The following is a 16533-nucleotide window of genomic DNA, read 5'->3' as shown; positions in this document are numbered from 1 at the left end:
CCTCCCCCGGCATCTGAAGACCCCTCCCCCTTGTGAGCGAACAGAACCGACTCGGATACCGCCTCGCCCGGATGCACAGGGCGGGCCCTAGCGGCGCAGTGCGTCGTGGGCCGCGCGGAGCCGTTCGGCCTCGCCGCGGGGAGTGCCGTCGGGCCGGGCGCGGCGGCCCGACGCGTCGTCGGCCCAGTCGAGGAGGCGTCGGAGGCGGTCGTCAGCGGCACCGGCCGCGACCGGGGCCCTGCCTCGGACGACGGCGCCGCTCGTGCCGTCGATGGTGACCAGGTCGCCTTCGGCCGCAACCAGACCGGTGGCGCCGACGACCGCGGGCCTGTTCATCGCCCGGGCGACCACGGCGGCGTGGCTGGCGGGGCCGCCGCGTTCGGTGACGACGCCCGCGGCGACCGCGAGGCCGCTCATATCGTGCGGTGAGGTCTCGGGGCGCACCAGGATCACCGGCCCGTCGGCGGCCATCCGGGTCGCGGCCTCCACTGTGGTCGCGATGCGGCCGGTCGCGACTCCGGGGCAGGCGCCGATCCCGCGCGCGATGGCGTTCCGGTCGTCGGCGATGCGCGGGGTTCGCGCATGCGTCAAGTGCCCCGGCGAGACCCGAAGCAGCGCTTCGGACCGCGTGATCCTGCCTTCGTCGGCGAGGTCGACCGCGGCGCGGACGGCGGCCGCGCCGGTGAACCGGCCCGGTCGGGTCTGGAGCAGCCACAGTTCGCCGCTCTCGAACGTGAACTCGACGTAGCAGGCGTCCCGGAGACGCGCCTCGATCCGGTGCAGCGCGTCGGCGAGGCGGTCCCAGACGGCGGGCTCGCGGTCGGCGAGGGCGTCCAGCGGCAGCGTCCGGGTGCGCCCCGAGACGGCGTCCTCGCCCTGGTGTCCGAACAGGACGTCGCCGTACGGTTCGGGCGCACCGGTGTTCGGGTCGCGGCTGAAGGCGATGCCGGTCCCGCTGCGGTCGTCCCGGTCGCCGAACACCATGGCCTGCACGATCACGGCGGTGCCGAGGTCGTGCGGGACGGCGTTGAGGTCGCGGTAGGTGCGGGCGCGGGGCGCGTTCCAGGAGTCGAACACGGCCGCGACGGCCGCTTCGAGTTGGAGCGCGGCGTCGTCGGGAGCGCTCGCGCCGAAGGCGGCGAAGCCGTCGAGGAGGCGCCGGCGCGCGGAGGCCGCGAACGCGCCGTTCCCGGTCTCGGCCGCGAGCCCCGCCTCGGCCTGCGAGGTCAGGCCGAGGTCGAGGATCGTGTCCATCATCCCGGGCATCGAGACGGCCGAGCCCGAGCGGACCGCGACGGCGAGCGGCCGGCGCGCGCCGCCGAAGCGCCTCCCGGTCGCCTGCTCGAGCGCCGCCACACCGGCCGCCAGCTCCTCGCGGAGCCCGTCCGGGAACCGCCCGTCCCGCAGGTATTCGCGGCACGCCTCCGCGACCACGACGAACCCGGCCGGGACCGGCAGGCCCAGGCGGTGCAGGGCCACGAGGCCGTGAGCCTTGGCGCCCAATGTCTCCGGGCCCTCCGCGGTCGCGGCGTCGATCGTCCGGATCCACTTCATCGCGGGATGCCGAGGGTCGCGAGCTGGTCTTCGTGGAGTTCGGCCCAGATCGCGTGGTACGAGCCGGTGCTGTCGGTCAGGTACTCCAGGTCGCCGGCGGCGACGCGTTCGAGGGCGCCCCGCAACCGCACCGGGTACCGGCCGAACCGGGGCAGGGCCGCGGTCAGCGCCGCGCAGACCCCGGCGGCGCGCGTGTCGAGGTCGGCGAAGCGGTCGAGGACGCGGGTGTCATAGGCGAGGTCGTCGTGGTCGTTGACCGTCATCACCCCGTCGACGGGCCGGAGCTGCCAGGCGGTGCACAGGTCGAGGAGTTCGGGGTTGAGGACCATGAACCGCTCGTACGCGGCCGCGACCGCCGGCCGGGCCCCGGTCGCGGCCAGTTCGGCGGCGGTCCGCTCGGCGTCGGCGGCGCGCCCCGCCTCGGTCAGCCCCCAGACGCCGCCTTCGATCCGCGTGACCAGGCCCGCGATGCCGAGGTCGATGAGGTCGGACTCGACGGCCGCCGCGTCGAGCCCCGTCGCCGCGGCGATGCGCGCGACCCCGGAGTAGCCGCCGCACCGCAAGGCGTGGAGGACGGTCATGCGCCGGCGCCCCTCTCGGCGCGCTGTTCGGTCGCGACGACGGCGTGGGCGGCGCCGACGCCGGTGCCGCGGGCCGCGACGGCGCCTCCGCGGACGAGCAGGGCCGCCTCGGTGGCGTCGCCGGGGCTCGCGATCCCGAGCGCGTCGGCCAGTGCCGCGTCGCCGACGACGACCCGCAGGCGCCGCCACGCATCCGCAGGGAACACCGCCCGCAGGCATTTGGCGAGGTCGCTCACCCGGAGTCGCACGAGGCTGCCGGTCTCGGCCGGATCGTCCGTGACGATCGCGAGCGTCACCTGCTCGCCGGGTGCCGCGGCGCGGACCGCGTCCTCGGCGGCGGCGAGCCGCTCGAGCCCCAGGACCGCGACGACGCCGTCTGCGCCCAGGTCGGCGGGCTCGCCGCCGATGAGGTCCACGAGGCCGTCGGGTGCGACGTAGGGCTCGTCGACCGCCTCCGCCGGCCCGGCGAACGGCAGATGCGGCGGCGCCCAGGCGTCGTCCAGGTCGAGGCGGGCGAGGTGCCCGCAGGCGCGGGTCCGGTCGAACGGGTCGCCGAACCCGGGGGCCAGCTCCGCGACGAGGCTCGAGCCCGCCAGCAGCGTCAGCGCCAGCTCGGCGAGCCGCACCCGCCGTCCGGCGGCGGGTTCGCAGGACTCCAGGCCCACGGCGAGCAGGAGCGACTCCAGGCGGGCGATCTGCGCCAGCGCGGCCCGCCCGCGGTCGTCGTCGACGACTCCGGCGAGCGATCGGAGCCGCAGGCGCCCGCCCGCGGCGGTGTCGCCGGCGAGCGGGAGCCGCTCGAGCCAGGCGCGGGCGAACCCCTCGAGCGCGTCCTGGGCGGACGCGGGCCGGGCCGCGGCCTCGACGGTGGACGCGCGCTCGACCATCGCGACGAGGACGGCCAGGTAGAGGGCGCGCTTGCTCGGGAAGTTCGAGTAGACCGCGCCGCGGGTGAGCTCGGCCCGCTCGGCGATCCGGTCGACCTTCGCGAGCGCGTACCCGTGCTCGGTGAACTCGTCGCGGGCGGCGGACAGGACGGCCGCTCGCGTCCTCGCCTGCTGTTGGATTCGTGTGAGTCTGACCATAATCGCTCCCTCGTGTCTCGCCTTGAGAATACGACATCATCGGGATGACAAGATCATCCGAGGGCATCGAAACGGAGGTTTCCCAGGTAGGAGCCCGGGGAATCCTGGGCCGCGAAGGAGGAGTGCGAACATGGCCGAACAGCAGGGAAAGACGGACGCGAACGCGGAGCCGGCGGTCGAGTCCGATGCGATCCGGATGTCCGACATCGCCGGAGGTGAAGGTGCCGACATCGGTGAGCTGCAAGAGAACGAGGCGTTCGACGAGGACGTGTGGCAGCCCGAGCCGAAGCGCGGGATCCGGCCGATCGTGGTGGCCGTCGCGGCGGCGGGCATCGCCGCGGTCGCGGTCGTGGCGGTGAAGATCGCGTACGACCGCCGCAGCAGGGCGCACGGGTACCGGAAGGCCCTCGACCAGCTCGAGGACGCCCGGGACGCGCTGCTCTCGGCGGCCGCCGAACTGCCGGAGCGAGGACGAGAGGTGCTGCACCGCGTCACGCGCCGCTGAGTTGGTGTAGGGTCGGGCAAGCTTCTTCTCAACGCCGCCGTGCGATGGCAGAGCGTTTCATTACTTCAACGAATCAGGCGATCATCTTCTCGATTTTGCGGTCCGACGTCCGACTACTCGGATCTCCAAATGGCACGCGGTCACGCATCCGCGGCCGGTCGCCGGTTGCCCCCGACACCCCACCGATGGACTTCCGCGCCGGCATCTTCGGCGCGGGATTCGGGCCGCCTCGGCGGCCCGAGCGAACAAGTCGGTCACCGCTTCGGCGGACCGACGAACAACAGGAGGAACACATGGCCACTGGCACTGTGAAATGGTTCAACGGCGACAAGGGCTTCGGCTTCATCGCTCCCGACGACGGCTCTGCGGACGTGTTCGCGCACTTCTCCGCCATCCAGGGAACTGGTCGCCGTGACCTTGAAGAAAACCAGCACGTCGAGTTCGACGTCGAGCAGGGCCAGAAGGGCCCGCAGGCCGCGAACATCCGCGTGCTCTAAGCGAACCGGGACGGCGGCGCCCTAGCGCGCCGCCGTCCCGACCCCGCACTTCAAAAGGCCCGCCCGCCGCGCTCGTCGCGGAAGGCGGGCCTTTTCCATGCCCGCGGCGCGATGGCGAGAAGGCGAACTCCCGGCGAATTCCGCTGCCGCCCCGAACCCGGGGTGCGGCGCGGAGGAATGCCGGGGAGGATTGCGGTCATGGCCAAGTACCTGTTGCTCAAGCACTACCGCGGCGGCCCGAATCCGCATCCGAACGCGGTCGCGGGGATGGACGAGTGGACGCCGGAGGAGATCGCCGCGCACCTCGCGTTCATGCGCGGGGTGATGGACGACCTGCGCGAGCGCGGCGAGTTCGTGGAGGAGCGGGCGCTCGCGTACGAAGGCGAGTTCGTCCGGTACGGCGGCGAGGGCAGGGCCCCGGTCACGGACGGCCCCTTCGCGGAGACCAAGGACGTCATCGCCGGCTGGATGATCATCGACGTCGACTCGAAGGCGCGCGCCTACGAGACCGCCGCGCGCCTCTCCGCCGCGCCCGGCAAGGACGGCAGGCCCCTGCACGAGTGGATCGAGGTCCGGCCGTTCCTGAGCGCCCCGCCGGTGTTCGAGTAGCCGGATGTTCGACGAACACCTGCTGCGCGACCTGACCCCGCAGGTCCTGGGCATCCTCATCCGCCGCGGGGCCGACTTCGCGGCGGCCGAGGACGCCGTCCAGGACGCGCTCGTGGAGACCGTGCGCCGCTGGGACGGCGACGCCCCCGCCGACCCCAAGGGCTGGCTCGTCACCGTGGCGTGGCGGAGGTTCCTGGACGCGCGGCGCTCGGCGTCGGCCCGGGCGGCGCGCGAGGAGAACGCGGTGCGTGAGCCCGCGCCGGGCCCGGCGGAGCAGGCCGACGACACGCTGCTCCTGCTGAGCCGCTGCTGCCACCCGTCGCTCACGCCCGCCTCGGCGATCGCGCTGACGCTCCGCGCGGTCGGGGGCCTGACGACCGCGCAGATCGCGCGGGCGTTCCTCGTGCCCGAGTCGACGATGGCGCAGCGGATCTCCCGCGCCAAGAAGACCCTCGCGGGCGAGCGGTTCGAGCAGCCCGGCGACGTGCGCGCCGTCCTGCGCGTGCTCTATCTCATGTTCGACCAGGGATTCGCGGGCGAGCGCGGGCCGGGCGACGCGGATCTGGCCGCGGAGGCCATCCGCCTCACCCGCCAGCTCGCGGCCTCGGTGCCCGGCGATCCGGAGGCGGCGGGCCTGCTCGCGCTGATGCTCCTGCACCACGCCCGCCGCGGCGCCCGCACCGACGCGTCCGGGGACCTGGTGCCGCTCGCGCTCCAGGACCGGTCGCAATGGGACACCGCGATGATCGCCGAGGGCGTCGAGCTGCTCCAGGGCGCGCTCGTGCGCGACCGGCTCGGGGAGTACCAGGCGCAGGCCGCGATCGCCGCGCTCCACGACGACGCGGCGTCGGCCGGCGAGACCGACTGGCCGCAGATCCTCGAGTGGTACGACGAACTCGTCAGGCTCAGCCCCGGCAACCCGGTGGTGGCGCTGAACCGGGCGGTGGCGGTCGGCCACGTCGACGGGCCGCTCGCGGGGCTGCGCCTGGTCGAGGCGCTCGACCCGGGGCTGCCGCGGCGCGACGCGGTGGCCGCGTACCTGCACGAGCGGGCCGGGAACACCGGGGAGGCCGCGCGCCTCTACGCGGCGGCGGCGCGGAGCGCGCCCAGCTCGGCCGAGATGAGCCACCTGCTCAAGCAGGCGGCCCGGCTGAACCGGGCGCGCTCCGGCGGGTTAGCGGAAGTCGCCGGCGTGGTCGGCGGCCCACTGCTCGAACGTGCGGGCGGGCCGGCCGGTGACGGCCTCGGCGGTGGGGCCCCAGGTGATCGCCTCTCCGGTGGCGAGCATGTCGAGCAGGGACGCGGGCAGGAACCGCTCGGCGACCTCGCGCGGCAGCTCCTCGACCGCGATGTCGCGGCCGATCGCCGCGCCGATGAGCTCGACCTGGCGGCGCTGCGTCAGGTGCCCGGGGCCGTCCACGAGGTACTTCCGCCCTTCGTGGCCGCTCCCGAGGAGGGCAGTGACCGCCACGTCCGCGATGTCGCGCTCGTGGATCGGGTTCACCGGCGCGTCAGGGTAGGGGACGCGCACGACGCCCTCCTGCTTGACCGAGTCGGCCCACCACAGCGTGTTGGTGGCGAACATGGCCGGGCGCACGAACGTCCACGGCAGGTCCGACGCCTCGAGCGGGCGCTCGACCGCGAGGTGCATGCGGCCGATCGGGTTCTCGTCCGCGCGCGGGTCGGCGGTGGACGCCGAGGACAGCAGGACGACGTGCTTGACGCCGCTCGCCTCCGCCGCGGCGACGAAGTGCTCGATGCCTTCGTGGGCGGCGTACAGGAAGACCTTCTCCACGCCTTCCAGGGCGGGGGCGAGGGTCTCGGGGGCGGTGAAGTCGACGTGGGCGGGGAGCGCCCCGCCCGGCAGTTCGACCGCCGCGGGGTTGCGGCTGGCGGCGCGGACGGTGACGCCCGCGAGGATGAGCTGCGCGATGACGTTGCGCGCGATGGATCCTCGCGCGCCGGTGACCAGTACGGTCATGGGTGGTCTCCTTCCGGGTGGTGTTCGGGTGCTGCGGCCAGCCGCGCGAGGATGCGCGACAGGGTGTCGCCGTAGCGGGTTTCGAATTCAGGGGCGTCGATGCCGACGCCGAAGAGCCGGCGGGCGGTGCGGCTGAAGACGACGGGCGCGAAGACCATGCCCATCATCGCGAGCTGCACGGCGGCGGGGTCGAGGTCGGTGTCGATCTCGCCGTGCGCCTGCCGCCCGCGCATCCGCTCCTGCTCGGCCTCGATCTCCTCCTGGGTCTCCTCGTCGGGGCCGTCGCCGGCGAGGGCCTGCCACAGCACCAGCCGCACGATCCGCGGGTCGGCGAGGTTCTGGCCGAGGTACCAGCGCATGAGCTCGTCGGGCGGCAGGTCGCGGTCCGCCTGGTCCCGCTCGCGGTCGAGCCACTCGCGCTGGATCGCGCGGTACAGGCCCTCCTTGCCGCCGAAGTAGTAGCTGACGAGCTGCTTGTTGACGCCGGCCCGCTCGGCGATCGCGCTGACGCGGGCGCCGGCGTAGCCGTTGGCGGCGAACTCGGTGAGGGCCGCTTCGAGGAGTCGCCGCTTGGTGCGCTCGGCGTCGCGCACGCGCTCGGAGGGCTCGGGGGCGCGCTGCCGGCTCGTCTTCGGTTCCACGGCACCACCGTACCACACAATCATCCAACTGGTTGATTGAATCATCCAGAGGAAAAATTAGGAGGCAGTCACTGCCTTCTGGCAGTGACTGCCTATACTGGGCTCATGGACACGGGTCTGCAGCACCGCAAGAAGCTCGCCGCCATGCGCCGCATCCAGGAAGCGGCCCTGGACCTCTTCGAAGAGCAGGGCTTCGACGAGGTCGCCATCGAGGCGGTCGCCGCCGCCGCGGAGGTCTCCCCGAGAACCGTCTACCGGTACTTCGGCACCAAGGAGATGCTTGTCATCTGGGACGAGGAGGACGAGCTCACGCCGAGCCCGCTCGCGGCGCAGTTCACCGGCGACGACCCGATCGGCGCCCTGCGCGAGGCGACCCGGGCGGGCTTCGCGGCCATGGGCGAGGACGAGCTGCGGCTGATCCGCCGCCGGGTCGCCCTCATCTACAGCCATCCGTCCATCGAGGCCGCGCTCGTCCTCAACGGCTACGAGAAGTCCCGGGCGATCGCGGCCGCCGCCGCACCCGACGGCGACACCCTCGAGGTGCAGGTCTTCGTGCACGCCTTCGTCGGCGGCGTCCTCGGCGCCATGCGGCACTGGTGGCGCTCCGGCTTCGCCACTCCCCCGTTCACGTTCGTCGACCGGGCCCTGACCCTCCTCGAGCGCGGCTTCACCGACCCCGACCGAAGGAACCCGTCATGACCGCAGTCAAGAACGTCCTCATCTCCGGCGCGAGCATCGCGGGACCCGCGCTCGCCCACTGGCTCGGGCGCCGCGGCATCCGCGCCGTCCTCGTCGAGAAGGCGCCCTCCCGGCGCACCGGCGGCTACGCGATCGACCTGCGCGGCGCGGCCGTCGACGTCGCCGAGCGCATGGGCGTGCTCGAGCGCGTGCGCGCCATGAAGACCGGGATCGAGGGCGGCGCCATGGTGGACGCCGACGGCCGCGTCCTCGCCGGCTTCGGCGCCGACCTCGTGGCCGCCGAGGACCGCTCCATCGAGATCCTCCGCGGCGACCTCGTGCAGCTCCTCCACGAGGCGGCGCCCGACGCCGAATACCGCTACGGGACCTCGATCGCGGCGATCGACGACCGCGGCGACCACGTCCTCGCCTCGTTCGGCACCGGCGCACCGGCGGAGCGGTTCGACCTGGTCGTCGGCGCGGACGGGCTCCACTCGAACACACGGGCCCTCGCGTTCGGGCCCGAGCGGCCGTACCGGCGGTTCCTGCAGTCCTATGTGAGCATCGCGTCGGTCCCGAACCGCCTCGGCCTGGACGGCGAGGCGAGGCTGTTCAACACGCCCGGCCGCGTCGCCGCCCTCTACAACACCCCCAGAGCCGAAGGCGCGAAAGCACTCCTGCTCCACCGCGCCGCCGCCGAGTCTGATGTGGACCAGCGCTCGCCGGAGGAGCAGCGCGAGCACCTGCGCGAGGTGTTCACCGGGATGGGCTGGGAGACCGACCGCATCCTCGCCGACCTCGACGGCGCGTCCGACTTCTACTTCGACTCGGTGACCCAGATCAGCATGGGCGCCTGGTCGAAAGGGCGCATCACCCTCCTCGGCGACGCCGGCTACTGCCCCTCGCCGATGTCGGGCCAGGGCAGCAGCCTCGCAATCGTCGGCGCGTACGTCCTCGCCGCAGAGCTCGCGCTGCAGAGCGACGTCCGCCCCGCGCTGGCCGCATACGAGCGGCGCATGCGCCCTTACGCGGCCGCGAACCAGGCGATCGCGGCCCCGGGGCTCGACTTCATCGCGCCCAAGAGCGCGTTCGCCATCAAGGCCCGCAACGCCCTGCTCAAGTCCGGCCCGATCCTGCGCTTCCTCAGCCGCTTCGACTCGAAGCTCGCGAAGGCGGCCGAGGCGATCAACCTCGATCGGCGCTGAGCCGGCGCACCGCGTAGGACAGGTGGGTCACCGACGGCGAGGCCTCGGTCCCGGTCAGGTCGAGCGCGACGCGGGCCGGGTCGACGCCGTCGAAGAGGCTGACGCCCGCGCCGAACAGGACCGGGCGCAGCGAGATCGTGAACTCGTCGACGAGCCCCGCGTTGAGGTACTGGAGGATCGTCTCGGCGCCGCCGCCGATGCGCACGTCGCGGTCGCCGGCGGCGTCGCGGGCCTGCGCGAGGGCGCTCTCGATCCCGTCGTTGACGAAGTGGAACACGGTGCCGCCCAAGCGCTTCCACGGCTCGCGGACCTCGTGGGTGAGCACGAAGACCGGCGTGTGGAAGGGCGCGTCCTCCGCCCAGCCCAGCTCGCCGCCCTCGAACATCCGCTTGCCGAGGACCGTGGAGCCGGTGCGCTCGAACGTGCGCCTCAGGAAGTCGTCGTCCGGGCCGGTCTCGCCGCCCTCGCCGATCTTCAGGTTCTCGCGCATGAACCGCTGGCGGAGCGCCCAGCCCTGGAGCTCGCCCCACTGCGACATCCACCGCTTGAGCCCGGGGTCGTCGCCGCGGCCCTCCTTGAGCGCCGCGAACGCACCGCCGTCGACAGGCGCGATGTACCCGTCGAGGGACATCGCCACACTGAAGAACACCTTGCCGGCCATCAGTTCTCGCCTTCCTTCTCGGTCATGCCGGTGACGTACTCCGCCAGCCGGCCCAGGGTCTGCCTGCCGCCCTCGACCGCGCCGTAGCGCTCCACGGCGACGTCGCGCAGCCGCTTGGTCGGGAACAGGGTCCGCATCTCGAGCTCGGTCGCGCCGTCGCGCTCGGTGAACGTGATGACCTGCTCGAACGCGTCCGGGTCGTCCCGGAACGCCCCGTGGACCAGGCCGATCCGCTCCGGCGGCGCGATCTCGCGCCAGGTGATCCACTCCGGGTAGTCGGTCCCGTCGGGGCCGTGCATCGTGAAGACCCACTCGCCGCCCTCCCGGAAGTCGAAGGTCCGGGTCGTGGTGGTGAACCCGTCCGGGCCCCACCAGCGCGACACGTGCCGGACCTCGGTGAACGCCTTGAACACCAGCTCCCGCGGGCCGTTGACGAGCCGGGAGATCACGATCTCCCGGTCGGCCGTCCCCTGCTCAGTCGTCATCCTGCGCCTCCTTCAGTTCCTGCACGTACTCGTCCAGCCGGTCGAAGCTCGCCTCCCAGAACTGCTCGAACCCGCCGACCCACTCCTGGACCGGTCGCAGGGCGCGGGCGTTCAGGCAGTACAGGCGCTGCTTGCCGTCGCTGCGCACGCGCACCAGCTCGACCTCGCGCAGGACCCGCAGGTGCTTGGAGACCCCGGGCTGCGGGAGACCGAGCTCGGTGGCGAGCTCGGACACGGCCAGCTCCCGGCCCCGCAGCAGGTCGAGGATGCGCCGGCGCTGGGGCTCGGCGATCGCGTTGAACGCGTCGGAGGTGGTCGCGGCTCGTGCCATGCCTCGATCATATACCCATAACGGAATATGTCAAGGCGCAGGGAGCGCGGCAGCCGCCCAGGGAAGGCGGCGGCCGGTACATGCGCAGGTCAGGACGTCACGATCGCGAAGTCGAGGTCCCGCGAGTCGAGGACGGCGAGCCGCCGCAAGTGCAGGGCGATCGACTCAGGCGGCCCGCGGTCACGGGCGCTCGCTGACGCCGAGCATGGCGCCGACCTCGGCCAGGCCGGCCTCGAACACGGGCTCGGGATCGGTGTAGGCGAACGCGAGCTGGTCGAGGGCCTCCATGACCAGGAGGCCGTAGAGCCGGGTCCAGCACGTCAGGAACACGTGCACCGCGGCGGGCGGCAGCGCGGTGCGCTTGCGTTCGGTGTAGGCGAGCACCTGGGCCCGCAGGCCGGCCGGGAGCGCGTCCAGATCCGGAACCGGGAAGGGCCGCTCGGCCCAGAGCGCCTCGACCTCGCGCAGGAAGACCCGGTCGAAGTGCTCGCCCGCCTGCCGGCGCTCGGAGTCGGGGCGCCGGTTGGCCTCCGGGACGGGTGCGGCGAACAGGAGCCGGAACTCGGCTCTCCGGGTGCTCGCCCAGGAGCGCAGGGCCCTGGACATGGCCAGGAGCCGGTCGCCGGGCGCGGCCGGGTCGAGGGCGTCGCGGGCCTGCTCGACCGCGGCGGTCAATTCGCCGAACAGCTCGGCGACGACGGCGCCCATGAGGTCGTCGACGCTGCCGTAGTAGCGATAGATCGCGGGCCCGCTCAGGCCCATGGCTCGGGCGATCGCGCTGACGCTCACCGCTTCCGGACCGGACTCGACGAGCAGTCGCCGGGCCGTGTGCCGGATCTCCGCCCGGGTCGCCTCGCGCTGGCGCTGCCGCCGGTCGGTACCCGTCCGCTCCATGTGCCGCCTCCCTTGACCGCGCAATGATAGACCATCTAAGGTGAGTTACAGTCTCTAACGAAAGTTAGAACCTGTAACCGAGGGAGTCGTCATGGTCAGTTCCACATCGAACCGGGCGGTCGTCGTCGGCGCGGGCATCGGCGGTCTCGCCGCCGCGGCCGCATTGCGCCGCATCGGATGGCACGTCGAGGTCTTCGAGCGCGCCGCCGAGATCGGCGAGGTCGGCGCGGCGGTGAGCATCGCGCCGAACGCCGTCAAGGCCCTGCGCGAGCTCGGCCTCGAACCGGCCCTGCGTTCGGCCGCGAGCGAACTCGACGGCCTCGAATCCCGCAGCAGGAGCGGGCGGCGCATCACCGGCGTCGACGCCGCAGTGCTGCGGGACCGGTACGGCGCCGGCCTCTACAACGTCCACCGCGCGGCGCTCCACGCGATCCTGCTCGAAGCGCTCGGCGGCGTCCCGGTCCGGACCGGCTGCACCGCGATCGAGGCCGAGTCGGACGAGGACCACGCCACGGTGGTCCTCGACGGACCCGACGGCCGGATCGCCGTCGACGCCGACCTGGTCGTGGCCGCCGACGGCGTCCGCAGCCGACTGCGCGCCGACCTGTTCGGCACCTACCCCGGTCCCGCCTACGCCGGGTACACCGTCTGGCGCGGACTGGTCCCCGCCGACGCCGCCGCGCGCATCGGCGTCCCGGCGCGCCTCTCCGAGACGTGGGGCCGCGGCGCCCGGTTCGGGCACGCGCCGATCGGCGACGGACGCGCCTACTGGTACGCCTTCGAGAACGCCGAAGCCGGTGCGGCGCACGAGCACCGGGCTGCCGCGCTCGTCTCGCGGTTCGCGGACTGGCACCATCCGATCCCGGCCCTGCTCGCGGCCACACCGGACGAGGCGCTGCTGCGCGGCGACGTCTTCTACCTGTCCGAGCCGCTCGAGTCGTTCGCCGCGGGACGCGTCGCGCTCCTCGGCGACGCCGCCCACGCGGTCACGCCCGACATCGGCCAAGGCGCGTGCCTGGCCGTGGAGGACGCGGTCGTGCTCGCCGCCGAACTCGCCGCGTCACCGGTGCCCGAGGCGCTGCGCGCCTACGACGCGGCCCGCCGGCCGCGCACGCAAGAGCTGGCCCGCCAATCCGGCGCCATCGGACGGATGCTCATGAACCCCAACCGGATCGCCGCCGGAATCCGCGACGCCTCGGCGACGCTCCTGCCCGCGTCGGTGGCGATGAAGACCATCGCCGACATCTACACCTGGACCCCGCCGGCCCTGCCCGCGTTCACCGCCCGGTGAACAGAACCGGGTCACCGGCGAGCGCCGTCGCGCGAGCGCGCCGGCGTGGACGACATCGCGAACCGCGACGGTACGGGCGTCCGCGTTCGACGTCCCGGCTCAACTGGTCGTGGTCCGGCCCCGTGGACGGCACGGTCGGCGACGGGGATGCGAAAGGCCCCGCCGAACCCGGGTCTCACCCAGGTCGGCGGGGCCGTCGGCGGAGGATGCGGGATTTGAACCCGCGATCGGGTATCACCCGAAACCCGCTTAGCAGGCGGGCGCACTAGGCCACTATGCGAATCCTCCAGGAGCCGCACGTCAGACGTACGAGCATCGAGCATACCGGTACGCGGCGAGGGGGGCCAAGCGGGTTCGATCGGTCAGAGCCAGCTCACGTGGGGCGCCACCAGGAGGTATCCGACGAAGGCGGCGATGTCGAGGAGGGTGTGCGCGACGACCAGGGGCCCGGTGCGCTTCCACTTGAGGAAGCACGCCGCGAAGACCGCGCCCATGACCACGTTGCCGATGAAGCCCCCGAAACCCTGGTAGAAGTGGTACGAGCCGCGCAGGAGCGCGTGCGCGGCGATGACGGCGAGCGGGCTCCAGGCGAGCTGTCGGAGGCGGGTGACGAGGTAGCCGACGCCGATCACCTCCTCGATGACCGCGTTCTTGAGCGCGGCGAGGACCAGGATCGGTATGGCCCACCAGACGTCGTGCAGGTTCGCGGCCGCGATCTCCGCGTTGAGGCCCAGCGCGCGGGCGGTGAAGTAGAGGCCGAGGCCCGGGATGCCGATGCACGCCGCGAGCGCGGTCCCGCCGAGCAGGTCGAAGCCGGGCCGGCGGGTGTCCAGGCCGATGAGCCGGAACGGGTTCCCGCGGTCGAGGCTGAGGAAGTGGAGCGCGAGGGCGACCGGGGCCATGGCGAGCGCGAGGCGGACGAGCTGCCGCGTGAGGTCGTACCAGGGCCGCTCGGCCTCGGCCTGCGCCGTGTTCATCGACTGGACCGAGTCGGCGAGGCCGCCGGGCTCGGTGAGGGTGCCGATGATGTCGACGATCGACCAGATCGCCGAGGCGCCCAAGGAGACCAGGAGCACGATGACGACCTCGCGGCGGATCACCCGGGGGGAGAGCGGCGGCGGGGCCGCCGCGAGGAGCGGCGCGGTCTCGGAGCGGTTCGTCATGCGCCCAGCGTGCCAGATCCGGATCGCCGCGGGCCAGGACGCACTGGGTGTGCGACGAGCGGCCGCACATCGAGCGGATGATCGAAGCGTCAGGCGAGGTGCTGTGAGGCTCATCCCACTCGGCGACGCTCACGCTCGCGGCACCTCGCCTTCCTACGCCCGGTCGCCGCGCCGCGCCTGTCGGTTTATTGACACTCCGCTTGCAGCGTCAGGTAAGGTTAGCCAGTCCTTACCTGAGAGGGGTACCCTATGCGGCTCGCGACTGCGGAAGCCCTCCCGGGCGCGCCCGCACTCGCCGGCCGTCCGGCGCCCCCGCACCCGATGCTCGCCCTGCGCGCCGTCGCGGGCCGCGTCGAGCGCGAAGTGAGCCCCCACCCCGTCGCCGGACTCCGCACCTGGCTCTACGGCGACCCCGCCCCCGGCGCAGTCGAGTTCCCCGCCGCCGAGCTCGCCGCCGGCGAGCGCATCGAGGAACTCATGTCGACCGCCGCGGCCCTGTGGGGCGGCTCGGCGCACGCCAACGCGGCGCTGGCGTGGAAGACCTACTGCTACTGGACGCTCGCCCCCGCGGTGCTCGGCTTCGTCGCGGCCCGCCGCATCCCGGTGATGGACGCGGCGAACGCGGTGTTCTCGGTGAGCGCGGACGCCCCGATGTTCTCGGTCCGGCAGGTCCGGCCGCGGTTCCTGGCGCTCCCGCACGACCCGTGCGCCGGACACCCCGACGTGGAGGTCGTCGCGAACGAGGGCGTGCTGCTGGACCGCCTGCGCGCCGGCGTCTTCGAGGACCACCTGGCGCCGGTCCTGGACGCGTTCCTGGCGCGGGTCCGGGTCGGGCGCCGCACGCTCATGGGCTCGATCGCCTCCGGCCTGTCCTACGCGGTCGCATCGATGGCGCCGGTCGTGCCGGACCCCGACGAGGTCGTCGCGAAGACCCTGCTCGACGCGTTCGACGTGGCGCACCTGGTCGACATCTCGACCGACGAGACCGGGCGCCTGCTCTACCGGCGCCGGACCTGCTGCCTGGCGCTCACCATCGAGGGCGGGCGCACCTGCTCGACCTGCTGCGTCCAGACCGATCGGTGCTAGCTGGCGTTTGATAGATTGGCGCTTGCCTTCGCGGGCCCTGGAGGGGTCGCATAGTGGACTAGTGCAGCGGTCTTGAAAACCGCCGTGGGTGTCAAAGCCCACCGTGGGTTCGAATCCCACCCTCTCCGCCACCAGCCGTTCCGCGCCGCCGCGCGTCCACCGCACCGCATCCCCGGGGCTCCGCCGTGCCCTGGACACATAAAAGGACTCAGCACCCCGGCACGGTGCTGAGTCCAGGAATAGGGTAACCCCATGGCGCAACATGCTTCACTTCCGGGTCGGGATATTCACAGAATCGTTACCATGGCCCGCCGCTGCGAGGAGGCGGACGGCATCGCCCCCTTCAACGAGCAGACCACCCTCGCGATGTCCCGGGGGCCCGCCCCCGAGCGCATGCATTTCGTTGTGCGCGAAGGCGATGCGGTGATCGCGTACGCCGGCGCGGAGGCCGTCGGGGACAGTGCGGAGGCCGAGCTCGCGGTCGATCCGGCCCACCGGGGCCGCGGTGTCGGCAGTGCGCTGCTGGCCGAGGTCCAGGCGTGGTTGGAGACGGATGTCACGTCGCTGCGGGTGTGGGCGCACGGCGACCGGCCCGAGTCGGCGGCGTTCGCGGCGGCGCACGGGTTCGAGCGGGCGCGGGTGCTGTTCCAGTTCTCGCGGGACCTCCAGGGGTTCCCGTGGCCCGAGGCGTGGCCCGAGGGCGCGGGCCGGAACTGGCCGTGCGGGGACGCCCCGGCGGCGGTCCTCCCGGACGGCGTCCGGTTGCGGCCCTTCAGGACCGGGCGGGACGAGGACGAGTGGCTGCGGGTGAACGCGGCGGCCTTCGCCGACCACCCCGAGCAGGGCCGGTGGACGGCCGCGGACCTGCGGGCGCGCGAGGAGGAGTCCTGGTTCGACCCGGACGGGCTCCTGGTGGCCGAGGACGCCGAGGGGATGCTCGGCTTCCACTGGACCAAAGTGGAGGGCGGGGTCGGCGAGGTCTACGTGCTCGGCGTCGACCCGCGCGCCCAGGGCACCGGCCTCGGCCGGACCCTGACACTGGCCGGGCTCGCCCACCTTGCGGCCCATGGCATCCAGCAGGTCGACCTGTACGCGGACGAGTCGAACACGAAGGCGGTCAACCTGTACCGCCGGCAGGGGTTCGCGGTGGTGCGCACGGACGTGCAGTGGGCGAAGCGGCTCACGACCGCGTGAGCGCCGACGTCGGCGGCCGGACGGATCCCCGCGGCGAAGCGGCCCGCGACCGCGTGAGCGCCGACGTCGGCGGCCGGACGGATCCCCGCGGC

At 73.1% G+C, this 16533-nt stretch carries 18 protein-coding genes, 2 tRNA genes and 1 pseudogene; 10 read left to right on the top strand and 11 right to left on the bottom strand.

The features are described 5' to 3' along the window. Window positions 1–87: 87 nt before the first annotated feature. Genes GFD30_RS18190 through GFD30_RS18180 form a run of 3 tightly spaced genes read right to left on the bottom strand, consistent with a single transcriptional unit; the run spans window position 88 to window position 3220 of the window. On the bottom strand, window positions 88–1554 hold the full coding sequence (locus tag GFD30_RS18190) for a pyruvate, phosphate dikinase (protein WP_153026611.1): 1467 nt from the start codon (window positions 1552–1554) through the stop codon (window positions 88–90). After that, complete coding sequence (locus tag GFD30_RS18185) at window positions 1551–2135, bottom strand: transcriptional regulator (RefSeq protein WP_153026610.1); 585 nt, start codon at window positions 2133–2135, stop codon at window positions 1551–1553. Before GFD30_RS18185 ends, GFD30_RS18190 begins: the two co-directional genes overlap by 4 nt. Next, entirely contained in the window at window positions 2132–3220 is a 1089-nt protein-coding gene (locus GFD30_RS18180) for a TetR/AcrR family transcriptional regulator (RefSeq protein WP_153026609.1), read from the bottom strand. The genes GFD30_RS18185 and GFD30_RS18180 overlap by 4 nt, the downstream gene beginning before the upstream one ends. Before the next feature lie 130 nt (window positions 3221–3350). On the opposite strand from GFD30_RS18180, the gene GFD30_RS18175 reads away from it, so the two are divergent. From GFD30_RS18175 to GFD30_RS28285, 4 genes and pseudogenes are all read left to right on the top strand, one after another. Beyond that, window positions 3351–3725 carry a hypothetical protein gene (locus tag GFD30_RS18175; RefSeq protein ID WP_153026608.1) on the top strand — a complete coding sequence of 125 codons (375 nt, stop codon included), beginning with the start codon at window positions 3351–3353 and terminating at the stop codon, window positions 3723–3725. A 293-nt stretch (window positions 3726–4018) separates the two neighbouring features. Then, window positions 4019–4222: a cold-shock protein gene (locus tag GFD30_RS18170; RefSeq protein ID WP_091051883.1), complete on the top strand. Its 204-nt coding sequence runs from the start codon at window positions 4019–4021 to the stop codon at window positions 4220–4222. 198 nt (window positions 4223–4420) lie between these two features. Next, entirely contained in the window at window positions 4421–4831 is a 411-nt protein-coding gene (locus tag GFD30_RS18165; RefSeq protein ID WP_153026607.1) for a YciI family protein, read from the top strand. Between the two features lie 4 nt (window positions 4832–4835). Beyond that, window positions 4836–5996 (top strand): annotated as a pseudogene (locus GFD30_RS28285) (RNA polymerase sigma factor); the annotation flags it as partial. A gap of 9 nt (window positions 5997–6005) precedes the next feature. Here the strand turns inward: GFD30_RS28285 and GFD30_RS28280 are convergent. After that, window positions 6006–6812, bottom strand: coding sequence for an SDR family oxidoreductase (locus tag GFD30_RS28280; protein WP_153026629.1), 807 nt, complete (start codon window positions 6810–6812; stop codon window positions 6006–6008). Continuing rightward, the gene (locus GFD30_RS18150; RefSeq protein WP_322633379.1) at window positions 6809–7453 is read right to left on the bottom strand and encodes a TetR/AcrR family transcriptional regulator; all 645 of its coding nucleotides are present in this window, start codon (window positions 7451–7453) and stop codon (window positions 6809–6811) included. Before GFD30_RS18150 ends, GFD30_RS28280 begins: the two co-directional genes overlap by 4 nt. 105 nt (window positions 7454–7558) lie before the next feature. Between GFD30_RS18150 and GFD30_RS18145 the strand changes: the two genes are divergently transcribed. Both GFD30_RS18145 and GFD30_RS18140 read left to right on the top strand, forming a co-directional pair. Next, the gene (locus GFD30_RS18145; RefSeq protein WP_153026605.1) at window positions 7559–8152 is read left to right on the top strand and encodes an acyl-CoA-like ligand-binding transcription factor; all 594 of its coding nucleotides are present in this window, start codon (window positions 7559–7561) and stop codon (window positions 8150–8152) included. Next, window positions 8149–9336 (top strand): FAD-dependent monooxygenase, encoded by a 1188-nt coding sequence (locus GFD30_RS18140; RefSeq protein ID WP_153026604.1) that lies wholly within the window; start codon window positions 8149–8151, stop codon window positions 9334–9336. The genes GFD30_RS18145 and GFD30_RS18140 overlap by 4 nt, the downstream gene beginning before the upstream one ends. Here GFD30_RS18140 and GFD30_RS18135 read toward each other — a convergent pair. The 4 genes from GFD30_RS18135 to GFD30_RS18120 form a co-directional block, all read right to left on the bottom strand. Further along, window positions 9317–9997 (bottom strand): dihydrofolate reductase family protein, encoded by a 681-nt coding sequence (locus GFD30_RS18135; protein ID WP_153026603.1) that lies wholly within the window; start codon window positions 9995–9997, stop codon window positions 9317–9319. The genes GFD30_RS18140 and GFD30_RS18135 overlap by 20 nt on opposite strands. Continuing rightward, window positions 9997–10482, bottom strand: coding sequence for an SRPBCC domain-containing protein (locus GFD30_RS18130; protein ID WP_153026602.1), 486 nt, complete (start codon window positions 10480–10482; stop codon window positions 9997–9999). The genes GFD30_RS18135 and GFD30_RS18130 overlap by 1 nt, the downstream gene beginning before the upstream one ends. Further along, a complete protein-coding gene (locus GFD30_RS18125) occupies window positions 10472–10813 on the bottom strand; it encodes an ArsR/SmtB family transcription factor (RefSeq protein ID WP_153026601.1) in 342 nt (113 codons plus the stop codon). Before GFD30_RS18125 ends, GFD30_RS18130 begins: the two co-directional genes overlap by 11 nt. A gap of 180 nt (window positions 10814–10993) precedes the next feature. Continuing rightward, window positions 10994–11707 carry a TetR/AcrR family transcriptional regulator gene (locus GFD30_RS18120; protein ID WP_153026600.1) on the bottom strand — a complete coding sequence of 238 codons (714 nt, stop codon included), beginning with the start codon at window positions 11705–11707 and terminating at the stop codon, window positions 10994–10996. A 91-nt stretch (window positions 11708–11798) separates the two neighbouring features. On the opposite strand from GFD30_RS18120, the gene GFD30_RS18115 reads away from it, so the two are divergent. After that, window positions 11799–12998, top strand: coding sequence for an FAD-dependent monooxygenase (locus tag GFD30_RS18115; protein ID WP_153026599.1), 1200 nt, complete (start codon window positions 11799–11801; stop codon window positions 12996–12998). 200 nt (window positions 12999–13198) lie between these two features. Here the strand turns inward: GFD30_RS18115 and GFD30_RS18110 are convergent. Next, window positions 13199–13286: transfer RNA gene (locus GFD30_RS18110), tRNA-Ser, on the bottom strand. A gap of 74 nt (window positions 13287–13360) precedes the next feature. Beyond that, the gene (locus GFD30_RS18105; protein WP_153026598.1) at window positions 13361–14161 is read right to left on the bottom strand and encodes a CPBP family intramembrane glutamic endopeptidase; all 801 of its coding nucleotides are present in this window, start codon (window positions 14159–14161) and stop codon (window positions 13361–13363) included. A gap of 249 nt (window positions 14162–14410) precedes the next feature. On the opposite strand from GFD30_RS18105, the gene GFD30_RS18100 reads away from it, so the two are divergent. The 3 genes from GFD30_RS18100 (at window position 14411) to mshD (ending at window position 16441) form a co-directional block, all read left to right on the top strand. Further along, window positions 14411–15247: a hypothetical protein gene (locus tag GFD30_RS18100; RefSeq protein WP_153026597.1), complete on the top strand. Its 837-nt coding sequence runs from the start codon at window positions 14411–14413 to the stop codon at window positions 15245–15247. Between the two features lie 39 nt (window positions 15248–15286). Then, window positions 15287–15378, top strand: a tRNA-Ser gene (locus tag GFD30_RS18095). Window positions 15379–15499: 121 nt separating this feature from the next. After that, window positions 15500–16441: a mycothiol synthase gene (gene mshD / locus GFD30_RS18090; RefSeq protein WP_153026596.1), complete on the top strand. Its 942-nt coding sequence runs from the start codon at window positions 15500–15502 to the stop codon at window positions 16439–16441. The last annotated feature ends 92 nt before the right edge of the window (window positions 16442–16533 follow it).

Origin of the sequence: Glycomyces albidus, assembly GCF_009451885.1 — a bacterium.
GTDB lineage: Bacteria > Actinomycetota > Actinomycetes > Mycobacteriales > Micromonosporaceae > Glycomyces > Glycomyces albidus.
This window is presented reverse-complemented; position numbering and strand designations above follow the sequence as displayed.

Coding starts and splice junctions, on each gene's coding strand:
- GFD30_RS18175 (WP_153026608.1), top strand. CDS start 3,351: ATGGCCGAACAGCAGGGAAAGACGGACGCGAACGCGGAGCCGGCGGTC.
- GFD30_RS18185 (WP_153026610.1), bottom strand. CDS start 2,135: ATGACCGTCCTCCACGCCTTGCGGTGCGGCGGCTACTCCGGGGTCGCG.
- GFD30_RS18125 (WP_153026601.1), bottom strand. CDS start 10,813: ATGGCACGAGCCGCGACCACCTCCGACGCGTTCAACGCGATCGCCGAG.
- mshD (WP_153026596.1), top strand. CDS start 15,500: ATGGCGCAACATGCTTCACTTCCGGGTCGGGATATTCACAGAATCGTT.
- GFD30_RS18165 (WP_153026607.1), top strand. CDS start 4,421: ATGGCCAAGTACCTGTTGCTCAAGCACTACCGCGGCGGCCCGAATCCG.
- GFD30_RS18115 (WP_153026599.1), top strand. CDS start 11,799: ATGGTCAGTTCCACATCGAACCGGGCGGTCGTCGTCGGCGCGGGCATC.
- GFD30_RS18100 (WP_153026597.1), top strand. CDS start 14,411: ATGCGGCTCGCGACTGCGGAAGCCCTCCCGGGCGCGCCCGCACTCGCC.
- GFD30_RS18135 (WP_153026603.1), bottom strand. CDS start 9,997: ATGGCCGGCAAGGTGTTCTTCAGTGTGGCGATGTCCCTCGACGGGTAC.
- GFD30_RS28280 (WP_153026629.1), bottom strand. CDS start 6,812: ATGACCGTACTGGTCACCGGCGCGCGAGGATCCATCGCGCGCAACGTC.
- GFD30_RS18170 (WP_091051883.1), top strand. CDS start 4,019: ATGGCCACTGGCACTGTGAAATGGTTCAACGGCGACAAGGGCTTCGGC.
- GFD30_RS18130 (WP_153026602.1), bottom strand. CDS start 10,482: ATGACGACTGAGCAGGGGACGGCCGACCGGGAGATCGTGATCTCCCGG.
- GFD30_RS18180 (WP_153026609.1), bottom strand. CDS start 3,220: ATGGTCAGACTCACACGAATCCAACAGCAGGCGAGGACGCGAGCGGCC.
- GFD30_RS18105 (WP_153026598.1), bottom strand. CDS start 14,161: ATGACGAACCGCTCCGAGACCGCGCCGCTCCTCGCGGCGGCCCCGCCG.
- GFD30_RS18190 (WP_153026611.1), bottom strand. CDS start 1,554: ATGAAGTGGATCCGGACGATCGACGCCGCGACCGCGGAGGGCCCGGAG.
- GFD30_RS18120 (WP_153026600.1), bottom strand. CDS start 11,707: ATGGAGCGGACGGGTACCGACCGGCGGCAGCGCCAGCGCGAGGCGACC.
- GFD30_RS18145 (WP_153026605.1), top strand. CDS start 7,559: ATGGACACGGGTCTGCAGCACCGCAAGAAGCTCGCCGCCATGCGCCGC.
- GFD30_RS18140 (WP_153026604.1), top strand. CDS start 8,149: ATGACCGCAGTCAAGAACGTCCTCATCTCCGGCGCGAGCATCGCGGGA.